This window comes from Cellulosimicrobium sp. TH-20, assembly GCF_002105775.1.
GTDB classification, from domain to species: Bacteria; Actinomycetota; Actinomycetes; order Actinomycetales; family Cellulomonadaceae; genus Cellulosimicrobium; species Cellulosimicrobium funkei.
On the sequence record NZ_CP020857.1, the window covers coordinates 3,285,247 to 3,310,121 of the forward strand.

Consider the following 24,875-nt stretch of genomic DNA (forward strand, 5'->3'; position numbering starts at 1 on the left):
CCACGATGAGGCATGACCGGATACACGCACGACGCGCCGCAGATCCTCGACGCCGACGCGTCGTGGGACCTCGTGGAGGGGACCCACGTCGCACGCCTCGCCGTGAGCGTGCGGGGCGAGCCGGACATCTACCCCGTGACCGTGCGGGCGCACGAGCGCACGCTCGCGTTCCGCACGGTCCCCGGCACGAAGCTCGCGACGCTCGCCATCAACGAGCGGGTCGCCCTGGAGTGGGACCACGTCGACGACGACGGGGCGTGGAGCGTCGTCGCGCGCGGCACCGCCCACCGTCTGCGCACCGAGCACGAGGTGGATCCCGTCCGGGAGGGTGCGGACCCGCTCGTCCCCACCGTCGACGTCCCGACCGAGGAGTGGGTCGTGGTCGAGGCCCACGAGCTCACCGGACGACGCTTCGCGCGCGCGGAGCCCTAGTCCAGCGGGCGCACGACGTCCGGCCGCCCCGCAGGGGACGACCGGACGTCGGGGGTGCTGCTCAGCCGGACTTGCGGCGGAAGGTGCGCTGGACCGGTCCGACGGTCTCCGAGCCGTGCACGGAGCCCGTGTTCGACTCGCCGTCCGCCGTGCGGTGGCGCGCGGCGTTCTTCCGGTCGAGCGCCTCCCGGAACTTCGCCTTGGCCTCCTCGGTCGGTGCGGTCTCTGCAGCGGGTCGCTGCTGGTCGGACGCCATGGCGGTCTCCTCGTCGACGGGGAACTCGGTGGGGGCACTGCGGTCGGCCCGACGCTGCGGGCACCCCGCCAGCCTCCCTCACCGGGCGGCCCGACGCCACCTCATTTGTCCGCTCGGACCGGCCGTCCCGGCCTTGCGGGCGCCGGCGCTGGGGACCGCGCCGCGAGCGCCGACGACCGCGCGGCGAACGCCGTCGGGTAGCGTCGGGACGTGTCGCCCGACCCCACGCCGCAGGCCTCCCCCGCTCCTCCCCACACCACAGGCGGTCCCGCGCCGGCGCGTGCCGCGCTCCCGCACCGTGCGCTCGGCCGGAGCGGCCTGCGCCTGCCGGAGGTCGCGCTCGGGCTCTGGCAGAACTTCGGCGTCGCCGACCCCTTCTCGACGCAGCGCGAGATCGTGCTGCGCGCCGTCGACCGTGGCGTGACGCACCTCGACCTCGCGAACAACTACGGGCCGCCCGGCGGCGCCGCGGAGGAGTCGCTGGGCCGGCTGCTCGCGCGCGAGCTCCGGCCCGTGCGCGACGAGCTCGTCGTGACCACCAAGGCGGGCTACCGCATGGGCCCCGGCCCCTACGGCGAGGGCGGGTCCCGGAAGTACCTGCTCTCGTCCCTCGACGCGTCGCTGCGCCGGCTCGGGCTCGACCACGTCGACATCTTCTACTCGCACCGCTACGACCCCTCCACCCCGCTCGAGGAGACCATCGGTGCGCTGGCGACGGCGGTCCGGTCGGGGCGCGCCCGCTACGCCGGCATCTCGTCGTACTCGGCGCGGCGGACGCGCGAGGCCCTGCGGGTCGCGGCCGACGCCGGGGTCGAGCTCGTCGTCACCCAGGTCTCCTACTCCATGCTCAACCGGTGGATCGAGGCGCCCGACCCGCACGACGAGGCGGGGGCCACCGTGCTCGACGTCGCGGGCGACGAAGGGCTCGGCGTCGTCGCGTTCTCCCCGCTCGCCCAGGGCATGCTCACGGACCGCTACCTCCACGGGGTCCCGGACGGGTCGCGCGCAGCGCGCGGCGGGCCCCTGCGCCCGGCGTTCCTCTCGGAGGAGAACATCGACCGCGTGCGCCACCTGGACGAGCTCGCACGCGCCCACGGACGGACGCTCGCGTCCACGGCGATCCGCTGGGCGCTGCGCGACCAGCGCGTCACGTCGGTCCTGCTCGGCGCGAGCTCGACGCGCCAGCTCGACGACAACCTCGCGGCCCTCGACGCCCCCGACCTCTCCCCGGAGGAGATCGCGGCCGTCGACGCCCTCCCCGTGGACACGGGCATCAACATCTGGGCGTCGCGGTCCAGCGACCTGTAGCGCCGCGGCCGCGCGCAGCCGTGTCCGGCTGTGCGGACCGAACCTCGGACCGAGCGCGAGGCGCGGGACCGTCGCGTGACTGTCAGGGCTGGGGTGCAGCCTCGCGGTCGGTCGCGACGTCGTCGGTGGCCTCGGCCGCCGCACGGCCCGCCGCCGCCTCGCGCTCCTCCCGGTCGACGCGCAGCGACGTGATGGCGCTCTCGAAGTCCTCGAGCGAGTCGAACGCCTGGTAGACGCTCGCGAAGCGCAGGTAGGCGACCTCGTCGAGCTCACGCAGCGGCCCGAGGATCGCGAGACCGATCTCGTAGGCGTCGAGCTCGGCGCTCCCGCTCGCGCGGATGGTCTCCTCGACGCGCTGCGCGAGGACGGCGAGGTCGTCCTCGTTCACCGGGCGCCCCTGGCAGGCCTTGCGGACGCCGTTGACGATCTTCTCGCGCGAGAAGGGCTCGGTCACGCCGGACCGCTTGACCACGGACAGGCTGGCGGTCTCGATCGTGGTGAAGCGGCGGTTGCACTCCGGGCACTGGCGTCGCCGGCGGATGGAGGCACCGTCGTCGGACGTGCGCGAGTCGACGACGCGGGAGTCCGCGTGACGGCAGAACGGGCAGTGCATGGCGGGCTCCTCCGCGGGTCGCGCCGACAGGTCGGCGCGACGAACGTATGTCGTCGCGGGCGCGCGGTGCAACATGCCGACGACGCGCCCAGCCGCGGACAGCAGAACGGGGGCGGTCGAAGTCGACCGCCCCCGTCGGGACGCCCCCGTCCCCATCTCGCGCGCGACTCGCCTCGCGCGCGGCGACGTGCACAGGAGTCACGGTGGTCCGCACACTCCTCGCCTCGTCCGCCCAGCCCCCCAGCCGGCGTGTGAGGTGACACTAACTTAGGCGGACCTAAGGCGCCGGCGCAACCCTCGGCCGCAACCTGTCGCGCGTCGGCGCCGTGTGCTGCGTCACAGGACCTGGACCGCCGCCCGCGCGTCGCGTCACCGCTCGGCGACCGGGAGCAGGATGGTCTGGCCGGCCTGCACGCCGGACGAGGACAGGCCGTTCAGCTCCACGAGCCCGCTGACCACCTCACGGAGGTCTTCCCCCGGGGTCGCGACGCCCTGGGCGAGCTCCCACAGCGTCTCCCCCGCGCTCACGACGTGGACGCGGACCTCGACCGGCTCCCCGGGCCCGCTCGCGACGGCCAGCCCGACCCGCGCCGCGAGGACGAGCACGACGGCCACGAGGAGCACGAGGACCGCACGGCCGCGTCGCGTGAGCCGCAGCGGAGCCTCCGGGCGGGCGCCTCGCTCCGCTGCGCCGCCCCGCCCGAGCGCGGACGGCGCTGCCGTCGCCATCGCCACCGTGTCCATGTCCCCTCCGTCCCGGCCCGCGAGCCCGATCGCCTTCCCCGGTCGATCGGACCCGCGCGCCCGTCTCATCTCCACGCCGACCCGTTGCGGTCGAACACCTGTACGTAGAACATCTGTACGAAGGTCTATCACGAACGGCCGACAGAGTCGAGACATGCTCGAACAGGTGTTTGATTCGTGTCGCATCCTCCCCTAGCCTGGGGTCAGGTCGGTTCGCCGGACATGTCCGCTCGGACCCGGAGGGGCGACCGAGGTCCCGGGGCACACGCCCCGGGGAGGGGAGGCCGCAGGCCCGGCTGGCGCCGGCGGCACGCGACGGACGAGGGCGGAGCGACCATGGCGGGACGAGGCACGGACAGGGCACGGGGGCTCGCCGAGGTGCGCGAGCTGCCGGACGGGTCGGCAGGGGGTGACGGGCTCACCCCGCGCCAGCGGCTCGTGCTCGAGACCATCCGCGCGTGCGTCGAGCAGCGCGGCTACCCGCCGAGCATGCGCGAGATCGGCGAGGCCGTCGGGCTCACGAGCCCGTCCTCCGTCAAGCACCAGCTCACCACGCTCGAGCGCAAGGGGTTCCTGCGGCGCGACCCGAACCGTCCGCGCGCCATCGAGGTGGTCCAGCCCGACGACGCCCGCCGCGCCACCCCGCTCGCGCCGGCCGGGACGGCCCCCGAGCCCGCGTACGACGAGGCCCACCCCGCGCCGTCGTACGTCCCCGTCGTCGGCCGCATCGCCGCCGGTGGCCCCATCCTCGCGGAGCAGGTCGTGGAGGACGTCTTCCCGCTGCCGCGCCAGCTCGTGGGCGAGGGAGAGCTCTTCCTCCTGCGCGTCCAGGGCGACTCAATGATCGACGCCGCGATCTGCGACGGCGACTGGGTCGTCGTGCGGCGCCAGCCGGTCGCGGAGAACGGCGAGATCGTGGCCGCCATGATCGACGGCGAGGCCACCGTGAAGAGCCTGCGGCGCGCCGACGGCCACGTGTGGCTCATGCCGCACAACGCCGCGTACGACCCGATCCCCGGCGACGACGCCCAGGTGCTGGGGCGCGTCGTCTCCGTCCTGCGCAGCCTCTGAACGGTCCCCGAGCGGCTCCGGGCGCCCCTCCGGGCAGGCTCGGGACACGACGAGAGCCGGGCGGTCCCTCGACCGTCCGGCTCTCGTCGTGCCGGGCCCGACGGGCCCGTGGCTCAGAGCCCGAAGCGTCGCGCGACCGCGCGCAGCGACTCCGCGGACGAGCGCAGGCCTGCGAGCTCGTCGTCCGCCAGCGGGACCTCGACGCGCTCCGTCGCGCCCCGGCGGTCGACGAGCGTCGGGAGCGACAGGCAGACGTCCTCGAGCCCGTAGATGCCGTCGAGGAGCGTCGACACGGGCAGCACCCGGTGCTCGTCGGCGAGCACCGCCTCGATGATCCGGGTGCCCGCGAGCCCGACCGCGTAGTTGGTCGCACCCTTGCCCTCGATGATCCGGTAGGCCGACTGCACGACCTCGCGCGCGATCTCGTCGCGCACGTCGCCCGTGAGCGGTCCCCGACCGCCGATGCCCTGCCACTCGAGCAGCGGCGCGCCGCCGATCGTCGCGGAGCTCCAGAGCGGGATCTCGCTGTCGCCGTGCTCCCCCGCGATGTACGCGTGCACGTTCTGCACCGCGACGCCGCAGTGCTGCGCCACGAGGAACCGCAGCCGCGAGGAGTCGAGCACGGTGCCGCTGCCGAAGAGCTGCGTCGGGGGCAGCCCCGAGAACTTGAGCGCCGCGTACGTGACGATGTCGACGGGGTTGGTCACCATGACGTAGACGGCGTCCGGGGCCACCTCCACGAGGCCCGGCAGGATAGTCCGCATGAGCCCGATCGTGCCCTCGGCGAGGTCGAGGCGCGTCTGACCCGGCTTCTGCTTGGCGCCGGCCGTGACCACGACGACGTCGGCCCCCGCGCACACCGCGACGTCGTCGGACCCCTCGACGCGCGCCATGGGCATGAACTGGATGCCGTGCTGGAGGTCGAGGACCTCGGCCTCGACCTTCGCGCGGTTGACGTCGAGGAGCGCCACCGTGCGCGCCGCGCCCCGCATGAGCGCGGCGTAGGCGAGCGTCGAGCCGACGGCACCGGCGCCGACGATCGCGAGCTTCGTCGTCCGCGCTCCCCCTCCCGGACCGCCCGCGGTCGCGTCGCCGGTGCCCTGCGGTGACGTGCTCGTCATGTCGCCTCCGTGAAGTCGCTGGAAAGGGCTCAGCCTAGGGCCGCGAGGCGGCGGAGCGCAGCGGTGGCCACGTCGCGGTCGGTCGTCTGCCAGAACCCCGGCATGGACCGCGTGAGGAACGACCCGTAGCGCGCCGTCACGAGCCGCGGGTCCAGGACCGCGACGACCCCGCGGTCGGCCGTGGACCGCACGAGCCGCCCGGCACCCTGGGCGAGCAGGAGGGCCGCGTGCGTTGCGGAGACCTGCATGAACCCGTTGCCGCCCGCGGCCTCGACGGCGCGAGCCCGCGCCGACCTCACCGGGTCGTCCGGGCGCGGGAACGGGATGCGGTCGATGAGCACGAGCTGGCACGACGGCCCGGGCACGTCCACGCCCTGCCACAGCGACAGCGTGCCGAACAGGCACGTCGCCGGGTCCTCGGCGAACTCCCGCACGAGCGTCGGCAGCTGGTCGTCGCCCTGGCACAGGACCGGCACGTCCAGCCGCTCGCGCATCGCCTCCGCAGCGGCCACCGCGGCGCGCCGCGAGGAGAACAGGCCGAGGGTCCGACCACCGGCGGCCTCGACGAGCGCCGCGATCTCGTCGAGCTGGTGCTCGGTCGACGCCTCGCGGCCGGGCGTCGGCAGGCGCTTCGCGACGTAGAGGATGCCCTGGCGTGGGTAGTCGAACGGGCTCCCGACGTCGAGCCCGCGCCAGCGCGGCGCGTCGCCGTCGCCCGCGTCCGCGGCTCCGCCCGTCGCCGCGGGGCCGAGCCCGAAGGTGCGCGCGACGGCGTCAAAGCTCCCGCCGAGCGCGAGCGTCGCAGACGTGAAGACGCCGGTGCGCTCCGCCAGCAGGTGGGTGCGGATGAGGCCCGCCACACCGAGCGGGGCGGCGTGCAGGCGGCTCGCGCCGTCGCCGAAGCGGTCGCCGGACCAGCCGCCCTCCCCGGGCCGCGAGCACCACAGCACGTCGTGGCCCGTGGGGTCGGCCGCCATGCGCTCGGCGACCTCGAAGAGCTGCAGCATCGTCGACTGCGCCATCTTCAGGCCCGTGTCCGGCTGGGCCGGCTTGGTCACGCCGGTCTCGGGCTTGAGCGTGGAGAGCACCTCGCGCGCGGCGTCCCGCACCGCCGCGACGGCGGAGCGCGCGGCGTCGGGCAGGCCGTCCGGGAAGCGCTCGGCGGGCAGCGACCCGACGACCGTGCCGAACGACGCGGACGCGGCGTCGAGCGCGTCCGTCGTGACCCCGCCGTGGCGGCGCGCGAGGCGCGCCGCGCTCTCGATCGCCGGGACCGACAGGTCCACCGTCGCGGCGGCCGTGACGCGGTCCGCGAGCTCGTGCGCCTCGTCGACGACCAGGACGTCGTGCTCGGGCAGCACCCCGGGCGACCCCATGGCCGCGATGCCGAGCATCGCGTGGTTCGTCACGACGACGTCGGCCTCGCGCGCCGCGGCGCGCGCCCGCTCGGGGAAGCACTCGGCGAGCAGCGGGCAGCGCTGGCCCAGGCACTCGAGCGCCGTGACGGAGACCTGCCGCCACGCCTTGTCGCTCACGCCGGGGACGAGGTCGTCCCGGTCGCCCGTGGGCGTCTCGTCGGCCCACTCCCGCAGGCGCACGACCTGCTCCCCGAGGGCCGCCATGCTCGTCCCGCCACGCGCGGCGGGGTGGTCGGCGGCGCCCGCCGCCTCGCCGGGGAGGTCGAAGAGCGTGGGCTCGTCCGCAGGGTAGCCGCCCGCGATCTTGTGCACGCACAGGTAGTTGTGCCAGCCCTTGAGGAGCGCGATCGACGCGGGCCGCGGGAGGCGGTCCGCGACGGCGTCGGCCACGAGCGGGAGGTCCCGCGTGATGACCTGGCGCTGGAGGGCGAGGGTCGCCGTCGAGACGACGACGCGCTCGTCGGTCGCGACCGCGTGGCGCACGGCCGGCACGAGGTACCCGAGCGACTTCCCCGTCCCGGTCCCGGCCTGGACCACGAGGTGCTCGGAGCCCTCGATGGCGTCCGTGACGGCACGCGCCATGGTCCGCTGGCCGTCGCGCCGCGCGCCGCCCAGGCGCGTGACCGCGAGGTCGAGGAGCTCCTCGACGGCGGGCACGTCACCGGCCGCCTGCCCGGGCGCCTCCGTGTCCGGACGGTCGGGCACGGGAGCGGTACGGGTGGAGGGGGGCACCTGCCGATTCTACGGTCGGGCACCCACGCGGCGGGGGCCCTGTGGACCGGCCCGGGACGCACGCGACCCCGCGCAGCCGTGGCCGCGCGGGGTCGTGCGTGGGGCCGACGCCGGGTCCAGCGGGCGGGCCCGCCGCGCCGCCGGGAGGCCCGGGGGGGCGGCTCAGCTCCCGGCGGAGGCGCCCACGAGCTCCGTCGCGAGGGCCTGGGCGACACGGCCGCGCAGGAGCGTGCCCTCGGGCGTGTGCTCCTCGTGGTCGATCTCGCCCTCGGTGTGCACGCGGTGCACGAGGTCGCCCCGGTGGTACGGCACGACGACGTCGATCTCGACGTCCGGGCGCGGGAGCTCGTGCGCGATGAGCTCGCGCAGGTGCTCGATCCCCTCGCCCGTGTGCGCCGACACGACGACCGTGCGGCGCTCGCGCAGCCGGATGCGCGCGATCGTCTCCGGGTCGGCGAGGTCCGCCTTGTTGAGCACGATCACCTCGGGCACGTCCTCCACGCCCGGGATGTCGGCGAGGACGTGGCGCACCGCCGCGATCTGGCCCTCCGGGTCGGGGTGCGACGCGTCCACCACGTGCAGCAGCAGGTCGGCGTCGCCGACCTCCTCGAGCGTCGAGCGGAACGCCTCGACGAGCTGGTGCGGCAGCGCGCGCACGAACCCGACGGTGTCGGCGAGCGTGTAGACCCGGCCGTCCTCGGTGCGCGTGCGGCGCACCGTGGGGTCGAGCGTCGCGAACAGCGCGTTCTCGACGAGCACGCCCGCGCCGGTGATGGCGTTGAGCAGGCTCGACTTGCCCGCGTTCGTGTAGCCCGCGATCGCGACGGACGGCACGGCGTGCCGCTTGCGCGACGCGCGCTTCGTCTCGCGCCCCGGGGCCATCGCCTGGATCTCGCGGCGCAGCTTGGCCATGCGGTTGCGGATGCGCCGGCGGTCCAGCTCGATCTTCGTCTCACCGGGACCGCGCGACCCCATGCCCGCGCCGGCGCCGCCGACCTGGCCACCGGCCTGGCGGGACATCGACTCGCCCCAGCCGCGCAGGCGCGGGAGGAGGTACTCGAGCTGGGCGAGCTCGACCTGGGCCTTGCCCTCCCGCGACTTGGCGTGCTGGGCGAAGATGTCGAGGATCAGGGCGGTCCGGTCGATGACCTTGACCTTGACGATGTCCTCGAGCGCGCGCCGCTGGGAGGGCGCGAGCTCGCCGTCGATCACGACCGTGTCCGCGCCGCTGGCGGCGACGACGTCGGCGAGCTGCGCGGCCTTGCCGGAGCCCAGGTACGTGCCCGGGTCGGGCTTCGCGCGGCGCTGGATCACGCCGTCGAGCACCTGCGAGCCCGCGGTCTCCGCGAGGGCGGCGAGCTCGCGCAGCGAGATCTCGGCCTCCTCGGCGGACGTGGGCGCGCCGTCCTCGCGCGGGTCGGAGCCGGGGCTCCAGAGCCCGACGAGCACGACCTTCTCGAGGCGCAGCTGCCGGTACTCGACCTCGGTGACGTCCTCGAGCTCGGTCGACAGGCCGACGACGCGGCGCAGCGCGCTGCGCTCCTCGAGCTCGAGCTGCTCGCCGTCGTGCTCCGTGTGGACCGTGCCGCCCTCGGCGCGTGCCGTCCCGGCCCGAGCGAGCACCCGCGCCACGACGTCGCTCGCGATGTCCCGCGTCGCGCCGGTCGGCTCGTCCTGAGCCGAGGTGGGGTTCGGAGTGTTCGCAGGGGTTGGGCTCATGTGCCGCCTTCCGTCGGTGGTGGGCGCTCGTGCGTCCCGGGTGTGACAACAAGCGTGGCACGCGAAATCGTCCCGAGGCCAGTGGTTAAGCCCACGACGGGCGGCCCGGACGCGCCGCGCCGCCTCCTGACGTGGGCGCGCCCGCGTAGGATCGGCCGACGTGACCGAGGACCAGGACCCCGCCGTCGACGCCGCGCCCGACGGCGCGGCGGACCACTACTTCACCGCCCGGCCCGCGTCCGCCGCCGAGCGCCGCACGATCTCCGTGCGGCTCGCGGGCCGCGACGTCGAGGTCGAGGTCGCCTCGGGCGTCTTCTCCCCCGGCCGCCTGGACCTCGGCACGCAGGTGCTCCTGCGCACCACCCCGCCGCTCGACGACGTCCTCGCGGCCCGGCCCGACGACGGCCCCGCCCATGTCCTCGACCTCGGCTGCGGCTGGGGCCCGGTCGCCCTGACGATGGCCCTGGAGGCGCCGGAGGCGACCGTGTGGGCCGTCGACGTCAACGAGCGCGCGCTCGACCTCGTGCGCCGCAACGCGCAGCGGCTCGGGCTGGACAACGTCCGTGCGGTCCTCCCGGACGACGTGCCCGACGACGTCGCGCTCGCCGCGCTGTGGTCGAACCCGCCGATCAGGGTCGGCAAGGACGTCCTGCACGGGATGCTCCTGCACTGGCTGCCCCGGCTCGCGCCGGGCGCGAGCGCGCACCTCGTGGTGCAGCGCAACCTGGGCTCGGACTCGCTCCAGCGCTGGCTCGCCGAGGCGCTGCCCCCGCTCCTGCCGGGCGCGGTCGTCGAGCGCGCCGCGAGCGCGAAGGGGTTCCGCGTCCTCGAGGTCGTCGCGCCCCGCTGAGCCGGCGGTCAGACCGGCGCGCGGTCGCCCTCGGACGCCGCCGCGACCGGCTCGGCGGGCGGGGCGGTCACGTGGCCGTCCGCGCCCTCGTGCGCGTCCTCCTCCGGCGGGACCGGCGTCCCCGGGACGAGCGCGGCGAGGTCGATCTCCCCCGCGTGGACGAGCACCGCGGGACCGGCGAGTTCGACGCGGCCGCCCGGGAGCGCCCGCACGCGCACCGTGCCGCCCGGGACGTCGACGAGGTAGGTGTCCGGCGCGTCGGGGCCGCCCCACACGCGGACCGCGAGCGCCGCCGCGCACGCGCCCGTGCCGCACGACGGCGTCTCCCCGACGCCGCGCTCGTGCACGCGCATGCGGACGTGCCCGACGACGGTGCCGTCGTCCGCGGTCGTCTCGCCGAGGGGCACCACGAGCTCGACGTTCGTCCCGTGGGACGGGTGCGGCTCGACGACGGGCGCCTCGGTGAGGTCGGCGCGCTCGAGCACGTCCTCGCGCGCGACGGCGAGGACGGTGTGGGGGTTGCCGAGGTCGACGCTGAGCGCCGGGCGCGGCACCTCCCAGCCCCGCACGACGACGGTCGCGTCGTAGCCGTCCTGGAGCGCGGGGCGGCCGCCGGGGAGGAACCACGGGCCCATGTCGACGGCGAACCAGCCGTCGTCCTCCTTGCGCACGCGCTTGACGCCCGCGCGGGTGCCGACCGGGACCTCGGTGCCGCCCGCGAAGCTCACGAGCCCGAGGCGCTCGGCGAAGGCCGCGAAGACGCGGACCCCGTTGCCGCACATCTCGGCGACCGAGCCGTCGGCGTTGCGGTAGTCCATGAACCAGATGGCGTGCGGGTCCTCCGCGAGCACGTCGCGCGACTCCGGGACGAGCGCGGTCGGCACGAGGCGGATGACGCCGTCCCCCCGACGCCGCCGCGGCGGTCGGCGAGGGCGCGCACGAGCTCGGGCGTGAGGTCGAGCTCGCCCTTCGTGTCGGCGAGGAGCACGAAGTCGTTGCGGGTCCCGTGGCCCTTGGTGAAGCGGGTGCGCGTCATGAGCCCAGACTACGGCGCACGGGCGCGCTGCTGTCTGCCTCGTCCGGCCCGACGGCGGTGCCCGGCACGGTCGCGGGGTCGTGCCCGTCCGTGCCCTGCGCGGCAGTGCGCTCGTCCGCCGCGGCGACGAGCGCGAGAGCGTCCTCGACGCGTGTCGGCGACTGCGCGTCGAGCCACCCGACGCGCGGGTCCCGGCCGAACCAGCCCATCTGCTTGCGCGCGAGGCGGCGCGTGTTCGCGGTGACGGCCTCGCGCGCGGCGTCCTGCGTGGTCTCGCCGTGGAGCGCGGCGAGCACCTCCGCATAGCCGACGGCGCGCTGGGCCGTGCGGCCCATGCCGTGCGCCTCGACGCGGCGCACCTCGGCCACGAGGCCCTGCTCCCACATCCGCTCGACGCGGCCGGCGACCCGCGCGTCGAGCACGGCCCGGTCGCAGTCGAGGCCGATCTGCACGGTCGGGCGGACGTAGACCTGGCGCGGGAGGTTCGCCGTGAACGGCTCGCCGGTGAGCTCCATGACCTCGAGCGCCCGGACGAGCCGGCGGGTGTTGGCCGGGCCGATGCTCGCGGCGGCCGCGGGGTCGCGCCGGAGGAGCTCGTCGTGCAGCGCGCGCGGGCCCTGCTCCTCGGCGCGCGCCTCGAGCGCCGCCCGCACGGCGGGGTCCGTGCCCGGGAACCGCATGTCGTCGAGGAGGGCGCGGACGTACAGCCCGCTGCCGCCCACGACGACGGCGCGCGCCCCCCGGGCGGCGATCTCGTCGAGCACGCGGCGGGCCTCGGTCTGGTACCGGGCCACGGACGCGTCCTCGGCGGGGTCGAGCACGTCGAGGAGATGGTGGCGCACACCGCGGCGCTCGGCGACGGGGACCTTCGCGGTCCCGACGTCCATGCCGCGGTAGAGCTGGTAGGCGTCGGCGTTGACGATCTCCGCGGGCGCCCCGGGGACGGACAGGCGCTCGGCGAGGTCGAGGGCGAGGTCGGACTTCCCCGTGGCCGTCGGGCCGACGACGGCGACGACGACGCCTGGGCCTGCGGGGTCGTGCTCGGTCTTCACCCGCGCAACGGTACCGTCCGGGCGGCCGGCGGCCCGAGGCGTGTGGGCGAGGATGCGTAGGGTGTCCGGTGGTCGGTCCGCCAGCGCGCACCGACGCGTACGACCTCAGCACGACGACCTCGCACGACCTCTCAGACGACAAGGACTCGAGAACATGGGTTTCTTCACCAAGCCGGACGCCGCACCGACGAGCCAGAACGCGCCGCTGACGCGCGAGCGCGTCGAGGCGTTCCTCACGAGCCGCGAGTGGCGGTACTTCGTCGACTCGGACGGGGACCTGGGCGGCAACTGGGACGGCAAGGTGTTCTTCTTCTTCCTCATGGGTGAGAAGCAGGAGATCCTGCAGGTCCGCGGCCGGTGGAACCGGACGCTCCCGGCGTCGGCCGAGGCGCAGGTCGCGCTCGTCGCCAACGAGTTCAACCGCGACAAGATCTGGCCGAAGGTCTACGCGCGCGTCGAGGACGACCAGCTCGCGGTCTACACCGAGGTCGCGACGGACCTGGAGTTCGGCGTCGCGGACGACCAGCTCGGCCAGCTCATCGAGTGCGGCCTGTTCACGGGACTGCAGTTCTTCGACGCGCTCGACGCCCGCTTCCCCGACACGGCCGCGCAGACCGTGGCCGAGGGCGGCGCCGACGTCGACGCGCGGTGACCGGCACGCACGAGACCACCGCGGGCCGCAGCGCTCCGGACGGCGCCCCGGGCGAGGAGGCGACGACGGCCTTCCAGGTCGACCTGCGGGGCGTCGTCGACCTCCTGGCCCGGCACCTGTACTCGAGCCCGCGCGTCTACCTGCGCGAGCTGCTGCAGAACGGCGTCGACGCGATCACCGCGCGCGCCGGGCTCGAGGGACCGCAGGCGCCGGCGCGGATCCTGCTCCGTCCGCTGCCCGACGGCGGCCTGGAGGTGCACGACTCGGGCGTCGGCCTCACGCGGGACGAGGCGCAGGAGCTGCTCGCGACCATCGGGCGCAGCTCCAAGCGCGACGTCGAGCTCGGGACGGGTCGCGAGGAGTTCCTCGGTCAGTTCGGCATCGGGCTCCTGTCCGCGTTCATGGTCGCCGACGAGATCGAGCTCGTCTCGCGCTCCGCGCGCCCCACGGCGGCGGGCGACGCGCCCGTCCCTGTGCGCTGGCGCGGCCGCGCCGACGGCCGGTACGAGCTCGTCGAGCTCGCGCCGGACGACCCGGCGGCACCCGCCGAGCCCGGGAGCGTCGTCCGGCTGCACCCGCGGCGGGACACCGAGCACTGGCTCGCCCCGGAGTCGGTGGTCGCGCTCGCCCAGGACTTCGGCTCGCTCCTGCCGGTCGAGCTGCTCGTCGAGACGCGTCTCGACGGCGGCCCCGGCGAGGACCGTGACGGCGGCGCGGGCGCCGACGCCCCGGTCGCGGTGCGCCGGCTCAGCGGGGAGGACCTGCCGTGGCGCGCTGCGCACCTGACGCCCGCGGCCCGCGACGCCGCGCTCGCCGGCTACGCCGAGCGCACGCTCGGCTTCACCCCGCTCGCACGGATCGACCTCGACCTGCCGCTCGCCGGCCTGACGGGCGTCGCGTACGTGCTCCCGGCCGCGGTCGCGCCGACCACGACGTCGCGGCACCGGGTCTACCTCAAGCGGATGCTCCTGGGCAGCGCGGTCGACGACCTGCTGCCCCCGTGGGCGTTCTTCGTGCGGTGCGTCCTCGACGCGTCCGTGCTGCGCCCGACGGCGTCGCGCGAGGGGCTGTACGAGGACGAGGTCCTGCTCGCGACCCGCGACGCGCTCGGGGCGCAGGTGCGCCGGTGGCTGCTGGAGACGCTCGCGACGGGCTCGGTCCTCGCTCGGCGCTTCCTCGAGACCCACCACCTCGCCGTGCGCGCGCTCGCGCTCACCGACGACGAGATGCTCGACGTCGCCGCGCGTGTGCTGCCCTTCGAGACGACGGCCGGGTCCACGACCCTGGCCGACCTCGCGACGGACCACCTCGACGGGCGCCTGCTGTACACGGCGAGCGTCGAGGAGTTCCGGCGCATCGCGCCCGTCGCGGCGGCGCAGGGGCTCGCGGTCGTCAACGGCGGCTACGTCTACGACGCCGACCTGCTCGAGCGCGTCGCGGCGCGGTTCCCGCAGTGGCGGCTGTCGCCCGTGTCGGCCGCGGACGTCGCGCACGTCCTCACGGAGGTCGAGCCGCTGCGCGAGCTCGAGGTCGCCGACGCGCTCGCGTCGCTCGACGCCGCGCTCGCCGAGCAGGACTGCGACGTCGTGCTGCGCCGGTACGAGCCCGACGCCCTCCCGGCCATGCTCCTGCACGACCGCGAGAGCGACCACGCGCGCGAGGCTGCCCGCGTCGCGGAGACGGACGACCTGTGGGGCGAGATCCTCGCGGGCCTCAGCGCCCCGGCCCGCCCCCGCCGCCTGGTCCTCAACGACGCCAACGCCACGGTGCGCGACCTGCTCACGAGCCCCGACGCGCAGGTGCGCGCCGCGGGTGCCCGCTCCCTCTACGTCACGGCGGTGCTCGCGTCCGGCAAGGCGCTCCAGCCCGTCGAGGCGACCCTCATGAACGACTCCCTGTCGCTCCTGCTCGCCCGCGCCCTCGCGGCCGGGCAGGACCCCGCCACGGAACCCGATCCCCCTGCCGACGAGGAGAACCGATGACCCGGTCCGTGGACCAGGTGAACGCCGCCCTGTACGACGTCCGCCGCATGCCCTACGGCCTCGCGCGCTCCACGGCCGCCGCGGCCGAGCTCGAGCGCGTCGAGGCCGAGGGCCCCGACGCGGCGCGCGCCTACGCGCAGTTCGTCCTCGTCGAGTCGTACGTGTGGGGCGGCGAGGTGACCAAGGCGTACCTGCCGTTCACCAAGATGCTGCGCTGGTGGGACGAGCACCCCGAGCACTTCGACGCCGAGGACACGCACTCGCTGTTCTGGTCGTTCAAGTGGATGGTCGGGCACCTCATGGAGTTCCCCGACGTCCCCGCCGCGCAGATCGAGCGCACGCTCGACGACATGGCGCGCCGGTACGCGCTCGCGGGCAACGGCACGAACGCGGTCGCCCTGGAGCGCTTCGAGTGGGCGCGCGAGCGTGGCGGCGCGGACGTCGAGGACGCGTACCGCGCGTGGGTCGCGACCCCGCGCGACGACTACTCGCAGTGCGAGGCGTGCGAGCCGGGCGACCGCGCGGCGTACCTCTTCGAGACGGGCCGGCACGACGAGGGCATCCGGCTGCTCGAGGGCGTGCTCCAGGGATCGCCGTCGTGCGCCACCGAGCCCGGCGACATGCTGTCCCACCTCCAGCTCGCGTACGTGGAGGTCGGCGACGCCGAGGCGGCGGCCCGCACGCACCGCCGCGGGCTGCGCCACCTCGACACCGGGGTGACGATGACGGGCCCGAAGGGTCGTCACGTGGAGTTCCTCGCCCGGACGGGCAACGCGTCGCGCGCGCTGCGCCTGCTCGTGGAGCGCCAGGCGTTCCTCACGGAGGCGGACTCGCCGGGCGACCGGCTCGGCTTCCTCACGAGCGTGAGCGTCGCGACGGGCGTCCTGCGGGCCGACCACGGCGACACCGCGCTCGCCCTGCGGGACGTTCCCGCCACGACGCTCGGCGAGCTCGACGCGTGGGTGCGCGGCGAGGCGGCCGCCCTCGCGCAGTCCTTCGACGCGCGCAACGGCACGACGGCGGCGTCCGAACGGCTGCGCGCCGCGTGGGAGCGCGGCGCGCGCACGCTCCCCGTCGACCTGGCGGTGCTCTCCCTGGACGTCCCGCCTGCGTCGCCGCGGCCCGTCGCCGGGGCCGAGGTCGCGACGAGCGGTCCGTCGGACCTCCCCGCCGGGCTCGCGCCGGAGGAGTCCGCGGTCACCGGCGGAGCCCCGGCGGAGGGCACCGACGAGCCCACCGACGCCGACGGCCTGCTCGCGCTCGCCGACGACGTCGCGGGTGACGACCCGGTCCGGGCGGCACGCCTCCTGCGTCGCGCGTCGTCGCACCTGGAGAGCTCCGGCCACCTCGACCGCGCCGGCTTCGCGCTCGCCGAGGCGGCGCAGCTCGCCGCGCTCGAGGGCGACGACGAGGGCGCCGCGCCCGCGTTCCTGCACGCGCTCGCGCTCCTGCGGGCCGGCGGTGTCGCTCCCCGGTTCGTCGGGCAGGTCGTGCGCGCCTACGCGCGGCTCGAGGCCGGGCGGGGCGACGTGACCGCCGCCCTGGCCCAGGTCGAGCGCACGCTCGACGACCTGGCCGCAGCGGGCGAGGGCACCGACGTCGCGCCGGCGCCGCGGGCCGTCGAGCTCGTCGAGCGCGACGCGGCGGCCGACGCTCGCGAGCGCCGCGACCTCGACGACACGCGCGCCCGCCTCCTCGCGACCGCGGGCGACCTCGACGCGGCGGCGACGCTCGCGGAGTCCGTCGCCGAGGAGTTCGCCCGTGCGGGGGACGTCCGCGACGCGGCGCACGCCTTCTGGCTCGCCGGGCGCTCGCGCTGCGCGGCGGGGAAGGACACGGACGCGGTGGAGCTGCTCGAGTCGGCCATGGAGGGCTTCGCGATCGTCCACGACGCGGAGTCGCGCGCGATGGTCGGCAACGAGATGGTCGCGGCGCTGCGCCGGCTCGGGCGCGACGACGAGGCGGCTGCCGTCGGGACGGGCCTCAGCGGCTGACGACGGGCCCCGCCGGTCGGGCGGCGGCTGCGGGGGCGCGGACCTCGTACCGCCGGACCGCCACGGCGGGGTCCGGCTCGTCAGCCGTCGCGACCGGCGCGGCCTGGGCGCCCGCCGCGGCGACAAACCCGTCGAGCAGGGCCTGCGGCAGGGGCGCACGCGGGTCGTGCACGACGACGAGCCGCGCCCCCTCCCGGGCGAGCTCCGCACCGAGTTCTCGGGCGGCGTCCAGGACGGTCTCCGTCGCCGCACCCGCCTCCGTGCTCGTCCCCGAGCTCGTCTCCGTACTCGTCTCCAAGCTCGTTTCCGTGATCGCACCTGCCGCCGTCCGCGTCGCCGCGCCACCGAGCTCCACGACGTCGACGGGACCGGTCCAGCCCGCACCGGCGAGCGCGAGGAGCGCCACGGAGGCGGCCGTCCCGGCGACGGGTCGGTCGAGCGGTCGCGTGGCGGCGGCCCACGCGGGGTCGATCCACCGGTCCGCGACACCCGCCGCGGCGAGCGAGGCCCGGGCGGCGCCGCGGGCGCGCGCGGCTCCCGGGGCGACCACGACCACGGCCGACGCACCCGCCTCACCGGGCGGGCCCGCCACGAGGTCGGCGAGCGCCGCGAGCGCGGCGTCGCGCACCGGCCCGAGGACCGAGGCGGCACCGGCCGCCCCCGGGACGAGCAGGGCGGTTCCGGGGAGCACGACGGCGCGGACGGTCACCGTCCCACCGTAGTGGTGCCCGCTCCACCACCCTCGCCGCGCCTCCCCGGACGGCCCGCGATGCGGCGTCCGCGGGCGCGCGCGAGTACGGTAGGGAGGTGAGGTTCTTCGGGGCGCGGGACGACGACGACCGGCGGGACGGGAATCCCGGCGGAGCGCAGGACGGGGGCCGGTCCGGCGCGGCCCGGCCGGCGGACGACCTGCAGTCGCAGGTCGAGGACCTGCTGGCACGCGAGCTGGGTCAGGTCGCGACCGACGTCCTGCGGCCTCCCACACCGCTCACGCTCTCGCGGGTCGTCGAGTGGATCACCGACAGCGGGTACAGCTACTTCGTCGACTCCGACGGCGACGTCGGCGGGCTGTGGCACGGCCGCCTGTTCTACTTCCTGCTCTTCGGCAACGACGACGAGATCCTCCAGGTGCGCGGCCAGTGGAACCGCGACCTCGCGCTCGAGCGCCTCGAGGAGATCCTCGAGTTCTGCAACGAGTGGAACGCCGACCGGATCTGGCCCAAGACCTACACGCGCGTCCGCGACAACGGGATGATCCAGGTCTTCACCGAGGTCACGGTCGACCTCGAGCACGGCGTGACGGACGACCAGCTCGACCAGCTCCTCCAGTGCGGTCTGAGCACGGGGTCGATGTTCTTCGACGCGCTCGACGAGTTCTACCCGGACCCCGCGAGGCAGGCGCCATGACGCAGGCCCGCACCAACTGGTTCACGCGCCTGTTCGGCAACCGCCGGCCCAAGGCGCCGGACTCGCTGCCCCGCGAGGAGGAGCTGCCGCGCGCGCTGTCGATGGCGCGCATCGGCGACCACCTGACGCGCCGCGGGTACCACTTCCGCGTCGACGACGACGGCGACATCACAGGTACGTGGGACGGGCACCGCTTCTGGTTCCTGCTGCTCGGCGACCGGTCGGAGATCCTCCAGGTCCGCGGCCGCTGGTCGACGACGCTCCCCGTCGAGTCGCGCCTCGTCACGCTTCAGACCGTCAACGACTGGAACCGCGAGCGCATCTGGCCCAAGGTCTACGTGCGCGAGGAGGGCGGCCGGCTCGCGCTCTACGCCGAGGTCTCCGTCGACCTCGAGCACGGCGCGACCGACGACCAGCTCGCCCAGACCGTCTCGTGCGGGCTCGGCACGGCCGTGCAGCTCTTCCACGCCATCGGCGCCCAGCTCCCGCCGGGGACCCTGGACGACTGACGTCCTGGCGCCGTCGTGCGCGCCCGCCGTCGGGGTCCTGGACCCCGCCGTTCAGGCGCGGAGCGTCGGGAGCCCCAGGGCGACCGGGCCGGACGGCGCGCCGCCGCCGTGGCCGTGGTCGTCGTCGCCCCCGCCCAGGCGGGCGCGCTCACGCTTCGCCCACGCGTCGCCGGAGCGGGTGCGGCGCACGGCGAAAGTGCCGCCCGCGAGCGCCGAGTCCGCGATGAGGTGGTGCGGCGCGGAGCGGGTGACCTCGACGGTGACGACGTCGCCGGGACGCGGCAGGCGGACGTCGAGGTCGTCCGCGAGGCGCGGGTCGACGGACCCGGGCGTGCCGGTCCCGTCGGACGGGGCGTCGTCGGGCGCCCCGGCCACGACGGCCGCGGGGAGCGCGAGGTGCACGAGGCGGTTGTCGGGGGCGCGGCCGGTCACGCGGTGCGTCGCGCCGTCCTTGCGCCCTGCGCCCTCGCCGACGAGGACGTCGATCGTCCGGCCCACCTGGCGTGCGGACTCCTCGCCGGCGATCCGCTCCTGGAGCGCCTGGAGCCGCTCGAAGCGCTCCTGGACGACCTCCTTGGGGAGCTGGCCGTCCATCGTCGCGGCGGGCGTCCCGGGGCGCGGGGAGTACTGGAAGATGAACGCGGAGGAGAAGCGCGACGCCTCGACGACCCGCATCGTCTCCGCGAAGTCCTCCTCGGTCTCGCCGGGGAAGCCCACGATGATGTCGGTGGTGATCGCGGCGTCGGGCATGACGGCCCGGACGCGGTCGAGGATGCCGAGGAACCGCTCGGAGCGGTAGGAGCGGCGCATCGCGCGCAGCACCCGGTCGGAGCCCGACTGGAGCGGCATGTGGAGCTGGGGCATGACGTTCGGCGTCTCGGCCATGGCCGCGATGACGTCGTCGGTGAACGCCGCCGGGTGCGGGGACGTGAACCGCACGCGCTCGAGCCCGTCGATCGTCCCGCACGCGCGCAGGAGCTTGGCGAAGGCGCCGCGGTCGCCGAACTCGACGCCGTAGCTGTTGACGTTCTGGCCGAGCAGCGTCACCTCGATGGCACCGGCCTCGACGAGCGCGCCCACCTCGGCGAGGACCTCACCCGGACGGCGGTCGCGCTCCTTGCCGCGCAGGTGCGGCACGATGCAGAACGTGCACGTGTTGTTGCAGCCGACGCTGATGGACACCCACCCCGCGTAGACGGACTCGCGCTTCGTCGGCAGCGTGGACGGGAACACCTGCAGCGACTCGGCGATCTCGACCTGCGCCGCCTCGTTGTGCCGCGCGCGCTCGAGCAGGACGGGCAGGGCGTCGAGGTTGTGGGTGCCGAACACGACGTCGACCCAGGGGGCCTTCTCGACGATGGTGCCGCGGTCCTTCTGGGCGAGGCAGCCGCCGACGGCAATCTGCATGCCGGGTCGCGCGGCCTTCACCGAGGCGAGCTGGCCGAGGTTGCCGTACAGGCGCGTCGCGGCGTTCTCGCGCACGGCGCACGTGTTGATGACGACGACGTCCGCGCGGTTCGCGGCCTCGTCCTGCGCGCTCGCACGCGTGTAGCCCGCCTGCTCGAGCATCCCCGCCATGTGCTCGGAGTCGTGGACGTTCATCTGGCACCCGAGGGTGCGCACGACGTAGGTGCGGGGGTGCGCGTCGTCGGCCGGCGCAGCGGCGGTGGCGTGCGGTGCGGGTGCGGCCGGGACGGGGGCAGGGGCAGGGGCAGGGGCGATCGTGGACATCACCGTCCAGGGTACGGCTCCGGGTGCCGTGTTACTGAACTGTTGCCCGGTTGTTGCCGGGTGAGGTGGCACCGTGCAACAGAAGGGACATAGTGTCCAGGAATGGCCGACGAAACCCCTTCGCCGTCCGACGCGCAGCGCAGCGCTCAGGACGCTCAGCCCCTCCCCGCCGAGCAGGTCCTCGGTGAGCCGCTCGTCGAGCTGCGCGACGTGAACAAGCACTTCGGCGAGCTCCACGTGCTGCGCGACATCAACCTCACGGTCCGGCGCGGCGAGGTGCTCGTCGTCATCGGGCCCTCCGGCTCGGGCAAGTCGACCCTGTGCCGGGCGATCAACCGGCTCGAGACGATCGACTCGGGCGAGATCCTCGTCGACGGCGAACCGCTCCCCCAGGAGGGCAAGGCGCTCGCGCGGCTGCGCTCCGACGTCGGCATGGTCTTCCAGTCCTTCAACCTCTTCGCGCACAAGACGATCCTCGACAACGTGACGCTCGGGCCCGTCAAGGTGCGGCGCGAGCGGAGCAAGGACGCGAAGGAGCGCGCCCTCGCCCTCCTCGACCGGGTCGGCGTGAAGAACCAGGCGCAGAAGATGCCGGCCCAGCTCTCGGGCGGCCAGCAGCAGCGCGTCGCCATCGCCCGGGCCCTCGCGATGAAGCCCAAGGTCATGCTGTTCGACGAGCCCACGTCGGCGCTCGACCCCGAGATGATCAACGAGGTCCTGGACGTCATGGTCTCGCTCGCCAAGGAGGGCATGACCATGATCGTCGTCACCCACGAGATGGGCTTCGCCCGGAAGGCCGCGAACCGCGTGGTCTTCATGGCGGACGGCCAGATCGTCGAGGAGGCGCACCCCGAGGAGTTCTTCACCGCGCCGAAGAGCGAGCGGGCCAAGGACTTCCTCTCCAAGATCCTCACGCACTGAGGTCCCCCGCCCTCACCACGCACCGACCACCACGGACCGGGCCGCCAGGCCCCCCACACCCGGCCGACCGACGAGGCACACCGTCGTCGGACGACCACCACTCACGAAGGGTAGGAACGATGCGCACACGACACGCAGGTGCTGCCGTGCTGGCCGCTCTCACCGCGCTCACGCTCGCAGCGTGCAGCAGCGGCGACGTCGGCGACGACAGCACGACCACGGACCCCGAGCAGTCCGCCGGAGGCAGCGGCGACGGCGGCGGCGAGACGGTCAAGATCGGCATCAAGTTCGACCAGCCCGGTCTGGGGTTCCAGGACGGGTCGTCGTACACGGGGTTCGACGTCGACGTCGCCACCTACGTGGCGGGCGAGCTCGGCTTCTCCGAGGACCAGATCGAGTGGGTCGAGGCGCCGTCCGCGCAGCGCGAGACGATGCTGCAGACCGGGCAGGTCGACATGATCTTCGCGACGTACTCCATCACGGACACGCGCAAGGAGACCGTCGCGTTCGCCGGGCCGTACTTCGTCGCCGGGCAGGACCTGCTCGTCGCCGAGGACAACACCGACATCACCGGCCCGGAGTCGCTCGAGGGCAAGAACCTCTGCTCCGTCACGGGCTCGACGTCGGCGCAGCGCATCAAGGACGAGTACGCCGCGGGCGTGCAGCTCCTCGAGCGCCCCGGGTACGCCGAGTGCGTGACCGCGCTCACGGCCGGCCAGGTCGACGCCGTCACGACCGACGACATCATCCTCGCGGGCCTCGCGGCGCAGCCGCAGAACCAGGGCAAGGTGAAGGTGGTCGGGGCGCCGTTCTCGACCGAGCGCTACGGCGTCGGCCTGCCCCAGGACAACGACGTCTGCGAGGACGTCAACGCCGCGATCGAGAAGATGATCGAGGACGGCTCCTGGGAGGAGTTCGTCAGCAAGAACACCGAGGGCACCGGGTACACGCCGAACGCGAGCGAGAACCCGCCGACGGTCGACCCCTGCGCCTGACCTCTCTGCCGGGGAGCGGAGCGCGGCGTGCCGCGCTCCGCTCCCCGGCCTCGTCCGGTCGGTCCACGACCACGCCCTCCCGGAGGATGACCAACCGTGGGTGACTACCTCTCCCAGTTCACCGAGCTCCTCAGCACCTACGACGTGCTCGGCGCGTTCTGGGTGAACATCCAGCTGACGTTCTGGGCTGCGATCTTCTCCCTGATCCTCGGCACGGCGCTCGCGCTCATGCGGATCTCCCCCGTCTCGAGCCTGCGGTGGGCCGGCTCGACCTACGTGAACCTCCTGCGCAACACGCCGCTGACGATCATCATGACGTTCATGGTCCTCGCGGTGTGGACCCAGCTGCAGATCAGCCTCTCCCCCGACTTCCCGACGAACTTCTTCCGGTTCGCGGTCATCGGCCTGACCGTCTACCACGCCGCCTTCGTGTGCGAGGCGATCCGCTCGGGCGTCAACACCGTGCCGATCGGCCAGGCCGAGGCGGCGCGGGCGATCGGCCTCTCCTTCGCTCCCGCCGCGCGCCTCGTCATCCTCCCGCAGGCGTTCCGCGGCGCGATCGCCCCCCTCGGCAACACCCTCATCGCGCTGCTGAAGAACTCCACCGTCGCGGCCGCCGCGAGCGTCACGACGGAGACGTCGAGCCTCATGCGCACGATGATCGAGTTCAACTCGAACTACATCTACGCGATCTTCCTCACCTTCGCGATCGGCTACGTGATCCTCGTCATCCCGATCGGCCTGCTCACCACCTCGCTCTCGACCCGATTGGCGGTCCGCCGATGAGCGCCCCGCGTCAGTCCGTCCTCTTCGACGCCCCCGGGCCCCGGGCTCGGCGCGCGATCGCCGTCGGCAACGTGATCGGCGCCGTGATCGTGATCGGGATCGCCGTGCTCGTGCTGCTGGAGCTCGGACGCAAGGGCCAGCTCTCGTGGGAGCAGTGGGGTCCCGTCTTCACCGCCAACGCGTGGGAGAACTTCTTCCTGCCGGGCCTCCAGAACACGCTGCGCGCCGCCGGGTTCGCGATCGTCGGTGCCGTGATCTTCGGGCTGGTCTTCGGCTCCGGCCGGCTCTCGCACGTGCGCGCGCTGCGCTGGGCGTGCGGTGTCGTCGTCGAGTTCTTCCGCGCCGTGCCGGTGCTCCTCATGATGATCTTCTTCTGGCTCCTGCTGGGGCTGCAGAAGGTCCCGGACGCCCCGTTCCTCGCGGTCGTGATCTCCCTCGTGCTCTACAACGGCTCGGTGATCGCCGAGCTCGTCCGGTCCGGCGTCGGCAACCTGCCGAAGGGCCAGGGAGAGGCCGGCGTGGCGATCGGCCTGACGCGCGGGCAGACCCTGCGGTCGATCCAGCTCCCGCAGGCGCTCATCGCGATGCTGCCCGCGCTCGTGTCGCAGCTCGTCGTCGTGCTCAAGGACACCGCGCTCGGGCAGATCATCACGTACCCCGAGCTGCTGCGGGCCGCGCAGATCCTCGGCACGGCCTTCGGCAACACCCTGCAGACCCTCACGGTCGCCGCGGTCATCTTCATCGTCATCAACTACGCCCTGACCGCCCTGGCCCAGTGGCTCTCACGCTTCCTCAGCGGGCGCACCGCGGGCGCCACGGCTGCGGGACCGGGCATCGGCAACCCGACGGCGGTCGCGGGCGGCCCCACGGAGGACGCCCCGGCCACCTCCACCGTGCGCTGACGCACCCGTCGCCCGCCCGTGCTCGGGCGGGCGACGGGCCGCTCTGCCGTGGGGTGGGCCGCCCGTGCTCGTCCTGGCCGGTCGAGCGTCACTCCTCCGCGTCGAGCTCGCGCTGCACGATCTCGAAGGCCAGCCCGGGGCTGTACCCCTTGCGGGCGAGCGCGCCGACCGTCCGACGCACGCGCACGTCGCGGTCGAGACCGCGGGTCCTGGCGAGACGTGCTCGCGCGAGGGCCAGGGCGGCGTCCGCCTCGGAGTCGTCGTCCACCTGCTCGAGCGCGGCCGCACCGACCTCGCCGTCGATCCCCCGCCGGCGCAGCTCGGTCGAGATCGCGCGGCGGGACAGCCCGCGCTCGGCGTGCCGCGTGCGGACGATCATCTCCGCGTACTGCGCGTCGTCGACGAGCCCGACCTCCTCGAAGCGGTCGAGGATGGGCAGCACGACGTGCTCGGGGTATCCCTTGCGCGCGAGCGACTGCGTGAGCTCCGCGCGGCTCTTCGGTGCCGCGGTGAGGATGCGCAGGACGGTCTCGCGGGCGCGCTCGGCGAGGTCGGCGTCGCTGATCTCGCCGCGCTCCACGAGCTCGTGCAGCGACGGGCGCGGGCGCCGCCCGGCCTTGCGGCCGGTGCGGCGCCCGTCATCC

Annotated in this window: 23 protein-coding genes and 1 pseudogene; 13 read left to right on the top strand and 11 right to left on the bottom strand. The window is 74.6% G+C overall.

Annotated elements, in window-relative coordinates:
- The first annotated feature begins 12 nt into the window (after window positions 1–12).
- Window positions 13–432 (top strand): pyridoxamine 5'-phosphate oxidase family protein, encoded by a 420-nt coding sequence (locus tag B8281_RS14605; protein WP_034655066.1) that lies wholly within the window; start codon window positions 13–15, stop codon window positions 430–432.
- A 61-nt stretch (window positions 433–493) separates the two neighbouring features.
- Here the strand turns inward: B8281_RS14605 and B8281_RS14610 are convergent, their stop codons facing one another.
- On the bottom strand, window positions 494–688 hold the full coding sequence (locus B8281_RS14610) for a DUF5302 domain-containing protein (protein WP_031316400.1): 195 nt from the start codon (window positions 686–688) through the stop codon (window positions 494–496).
- A gap of 210 nt (window positions 689–898) precedes the next feature.
- On the opposite strand from B8281_RS14610, the gene B8281_RS14615 reads away from it, so the two are divergent.
- Window positions 899–1,996 carry an aldo/keto reductase gene (locus B8281_RS14615; RefSeq protein WP_085388089.1) on the top strand — a complete coding sequence of 366 codons (1,098 nt, stop codon included), beginning with the start codon at window positions 899–901 and terminating at the stop codon, window positions 1,994–1,996.
- 82 nt (window positions 1,997–2,078) lie between these two features.
- On the opposite strand, the gene nrdR is transcribed toward B8281_RS14615, so the two are convergent.
- Window positions 2,079–2,609, bottom strand: a complete 531-nt coding sequence (gene nrdR / locus B8281_RS14620) for a transcriptional regulator NrdR (RefSeq protein WP_043654539.1) — start codon at window positions 2,607–2,609, stop codon at window positions 2,079–2,081.
- 369 nt (window positions 2,610–2,978) lie between these two features.
- Window positions 2,979–3,353, bottom strand: a complete 375-nt coding sequence (locus tag B8281_RS14625; protein ID WP_051028136.1) for a LysM peptidoglycan-binding domain-containing protein — start codon at window positions 3,351–3,353, stop codon at window positions 2,979–2,981.
- A gap of 336 nt (window positions 3,354–3,689) precedes the next feature.
- Between B8281_RS14625 and lexA the strand changes: the two genes are divergently transcribed.
- On the top strand, window positions 3,690–4,424 hold the full coding sequence (gene lexA, locus B8281_RS14630) for a transcriptional repressor LexA (protein WP_031315073.1): 735 nt from the start codon (window positions 3,690–3,692) through the stop codon (window positions 4,422–4,424).
- A 113-nt stretch (window positions 4,425–4,537) separates the two neighbouring features.
- Here lexA and B8281_RS14635 read toward each other — a convergent pair whose 3' ends face one another.
- The 3 genes from B8281_RS14635 to hflX all read right to left on the bottom strand — a co-directional run bounded on the left by B8281_RS14635 (window position 4,538) and on the right by hflX (window position 9,414).
- Window positions 4,538–5,545: an L-lactate dehydrogenase gene (locus tag B8281_RS14635; protein ID WP_043654543.1), complete on the bottom strand. Its 1,008-nt coding sequence runs from the start codon at window positions 5,543–5,545 to the stop codon at window positions 4,538–4,540.
- Between the two features lie 29 nt (window positions 5,546–5,574).
- Window positions 5,575–7,668 (bottom strand): ATP-dependent DNA helicase, encoded by a 2,094-nt coding sequence (locus tag B8281_RS14640; protein WP_369824975.1) that lies wholly within the window; start codon window positions 7,666–7,668, stop codon window positions 5,575–5,577.
- 189 nt (window positions 7,669–7,857) lie between these two features.
- Window positions 7,858–9,414 carry a GTPase HflX gene (gene hflX / locus B8281_RS14645; protein ID WP_085388090.1) on the bottom strand — a complete coding sequence of 519 codons (1,557 nt, stop codon included), beginning with the start codon at window positions 9,412–9,414 and terminating at the stop codon, window positions 7,858–7,860.
- Between the two features lie 160 nt (window positions 9,415–9,574).
- On the opposite strand from hflX, the gene B8281_RS14650 reads away from it, so the two are divergent.
- The gene (locus B8281_RS14650) at window positions 9,575–10,264 is read left to right on the top strand and encodes a class I SAM-dependent methyltransferase (RefSeq protein WP_076406521.1); all 690 of its coding nucleotides are present in this window, start codon (window positions 9,575–9,577) and stop codon (window positions 10,262–10,264) included.
- A gap of 134 nt (window positions 10,265–10,398) precedes the next feature.
- Here B8281_RS14650 and dapF read toward each other — a convergent pair.
- Together dapF and miaA are read right to left on the bottom strand one after the other, a co-directional pair.
- Window positions 10,399–11,300: pseudogene (gene dapF, locus B8281_RS14655) on the bottom strand (diaminopimelate epimerase); the annotation flags it as partial.
- Window positions 11,297–12,352 carry a tRNA (adenosine(37)-N6)-dimethylallyltransferase MiaA gene (miaA, locus tag B8281_RS14660; RefSeq protein WP_085388091.1) on the bottom strand — a complete coding sequence of 352 codons (1,056 nt, stop codon included), beginning with the start codon at window positions 12,350–12,352 and terminating at the stop codon, window positions 11,297–11,299. The pseudogene dapF and the gene miaA, both read right to left, overlap by 4 nt.
- A gap of 154 nt (window positions 12,353–12,506) precedes the next feature.
- Between miaA and B8281_RS14665 the strand changes: the two genes are divergently transcribed.
- The 3 genes from B8281_RS14665 to B8281_RS14675 are packed head-to-tail and all read left to right on the top strand — an operon-like array spanning window position 12,507 to window position 16,980.
- Complete coding sequence (locus B8281_RS14665; protein WP_021483506.1) at window positions 12,507–13,004, top strand: YbjN domain-containing protein; 498 nt, start codon at window positions 12,507–12,509, stop codon at window positions 13,002–13,004.
- The gene (locus tag B8281_RS14670; RefSeq protein ID WP_085388092.1) at window positions 13,001–14,986 is read left to right on the top strand and encodes an HSP90 family protein; all 1,986 of its coding nucleotides are present in this window, start codon (window positions 13,001–13,003) and stop codon (window positions 14,984–14,986) included. The genes B8281_RS14665 and B8281_RS14670 overlap by 4 nt, the downstream gene beginning before the upstream one ends.
- Complete coding sequence (locus tag B8281_RS14675; RefSeq protein ID WP_043654548.1) at window positions 14,983–16,980, top strand: hypothetical protein; 1,998 nt, start codon at window positions 14,983–14,985, stop codon at window positions 16,978–16,980. The genes B8281_RS14670 and B8281_RS14675 overlap by 4 nt, the downstream gene beginning before the upstream one ends.
- On the opposite strand, the gene B8281_RS14680 is transcribed toward B8281_RS14675, so the two are convergent.
- Window positions 16,970–17,689 carry a hypothetical protein gene (locus B8281_RS14680; protein WP_085388093.1) on the bottom strand — a complete coding sequence of 240 codons (720 nt, stop codon included), beginning with the start codon at window positions 17,687–17,689 and terminating at the stop codon, window positions 16,970–16,972. The two genes, B8281_RS14675 and B8281_RS14680, sit on opposite strands and share 11 nt — an antisense overlap.
- A gap of 98 nt (window positions 17,690–17,787) precedes the next feature.
- Between B8281_RS14680 and B8281_RS14685 the strand changes: the two genes are divergently transcribed.
- Together B8281_RS14685 and B8281_RS14690 are read left to right on the top strand one after the other, a co-directional pair.
- On the top strand, window positions 17,788–18,387 hold the full coding sequence (locus B8281_RS14685) for a YbjN domain-containing protein (protein WP_081599986.1): 600 nt from the start codon (window positions 17,788–17,790) through the stop codon (window positions 18,385–18,387).
- Complete coding sequence (locus tag B8281_RS14690) at window positions 18,384–18,896, top strand: YbjN domain-containing protein (protein ID WP_021483660.1); 513 nt, start codon at window positions 18,384–18,386, stop codon at window positions 18,894–18,896. The genes B8281_RS14685 and B8281_RS14690 overlap by 4 nt, the downstream gene beginning before the upstream one ends.
- Before the next feature lie 51 nt (window positions 18,897–18,947).
- Here B8281_RS14690 and miaB read toward each other — a convergent pair whose 3' ends face one another.
- Window positions 18,948–20,627 (bottom strand): tRNA (N6-isopentenyl adenosine(37)-C2)-methylthiotransferase MiaB, encoded by a 1,680-nt coding sequence (miaB, locus tag B8281_RS14695; protein ID WP_085388094.1) that lies wholly within the window; start codon window positions 20,625–20,627, stop codon window positions 18,948–18,950.
- A 102-nt stretch (window positions 20,628–20,729) separates the two neighbouring features.
- On the opposite strand from miaB, the gene B8281_RS14700 reads away from it, so the two are divergent.
- The 4 genes from B8281_RS14700 to B8281_RS14715 all read left to right on the top strand — a co-directional run bounded on the left by B8281_RS14700 (window position 20,730) and on the right by B8281_RS14715 (window position 24,231).
- On the top strand, window positions 20,730–21,548 hold the full coding sequence (locus tag B8281_RS14700; protein WP_034655661.1) for an amino acid ABC transporter ATP-binding protein: 819 nt from the start codon (window positions 20,730–20,732) through the stop codon (window positions 21,546–21,548).
- A gap of 119 nt (window positions 21,549–21,667) precedes the next feature.
- On the top strand, window positions 21,668–22,543 hold the full coding sequence (locus B8281_RS14705; protein WP_021482423.1) for a glutamate ABC transporter substrate-binding protein: 876 nt from the start codon (window positions 21,668–21,670) through the stop codon (window positions 22,541–22,543).
- Between the two features lie 96 nt (window positions 22,544–22,639).
- The gene (locus B8281_RS14710; protein WP_021482422.1) at window positions 22,640–23,329 is read left to right on the top strand and encodes an amino acid ABC transporter permease; all 690 of its coding nucleotides are present in this window, start codon (window positions 22,640–22,642) and stop codon (window positions 23,327–23,329) included.
- Window positions 23,326–24,231: an amino acid ABC transporter permease gene (locus B8281_RS14715; RefSeq protein ID WP_021482421.1), complete on the top strand. Its 906-nt coding sequence runs from the start codon at window positions 23,326–23,328 to the stop codon at window positions 24,229–24,231. Before B8281_RS14710 ends, B8281_RS14715 begins: the two co-directional genes overlap by 4 nt.
- Window positions 24,232–24,319: 88 nt before the next feature.
- Here the strand turns inward: B8281_RS14715 and B8281_RS14720 are convergent, their stop codons facing one another.
- A complete protein-coding gene (locus tag B8281_RS14720) occupies window positions 24,320–24,811 on the bottom strand; it encodes a regulatory protein RecX (RefSeq protein WP_228485303.1) in 492 nt (163 codons plus the stop codon).
- Between the last annotated feature and the right edge of the window lie 64 nt (window positions 24,812–24,875).

Coding starts and splice junctions, on each gene's coding strand:
- B8281_RS14605 (WP_034655066.1), top strand. CDS start 13: ATGACCGGATACACGCACGACGCGCCGCAGATCCTCGACGCCGACGCG.
- B8281_RS14610 (WP_031316400.1), bottom strand. CDS start 688: ATGGCGTCCGACCAGCAGCGACCCGCTGCAGAGACCGCACCGACCGAG.
- nrdR (WP_043654539.1), bottom strand. CDS start 2,609: ATGCACTGCCCGTTCTGCCGTCACGCGGACTCCCGCGTCGTCGACTCG.
- B8281_RS14625 (WP_051028136.1), bottom strand. CDS start 3,353: ATGGACACGGTGGCGATGGCGACGGCAGCGCCGTCCGCGCTCGGGCGG.
- lexA (WP_031315073.1), top strand. CDS start 3,690: ATGGCGGGACGAGGCACGGACAGGGCACGGGGGCTCGCCGAGGTGCGC.
- B8281_RS14635 (WP_043654543.1), bottom strand. CDS start 5,545: ATGACGAGCACGTCACCGCAGGGCACCGGCGACGCGACCGCGGGCGGT.
- hflX (WP_085388090.1), bottom strand. CDS start 9,414: ATGAGCCCAACCCCTGCGAACACTCCGAACCCCACCTCGGCTCAGGAC.
- B8281_RS14665 (WP_021483506.1), top strand. CDS start 12,507: ATGGGTTTCTTCACCAAGCCGGACGCCGCACCGACGAGCCAGAACGCG.
- B8281_RS14675 (WP_043654548.1), top strand. CDS start 14,983: ATGACCCGGTCCGTGGACCAGGTGAACGCCGCCCTGTACGACGTCCGC.
- B8281_RS14690 (WP_021483660.1), top strand. CDS start 18,384: ATGACGCAGGCCCGCACCAACTGGTTCACGCGCCTGTTCGGCAACCGC.
- miaB (WP_085388094.1), bottom strand. CDS start 20,627: ATGTCCACGATCGCCCCTGCCCCTGCCCCTGCCCCCGTCCCGGCCGCA.
- B8281_RS14700 (WP_034655661.1), top strand. CDS start 20,730: ATGGCCGACGAAACCCCTTCGCCGTCCGACGCGCAGCGCAGCGCTCAG.
- B8281_RS14705 (WP_021482423.1), top strand. CDS start 21,668: ATGCGCACACGACACGCAGGTGCTGCCGTGCTGGCCGCTCTCACCGCG.
- B8281_RS14715 (WP_021482421.1), top strand. CDS start 23,326: ATGAGCGCCCCGCGTCAGTCCGTCCTCTTCGACGCCCCCGGGCCCCGG.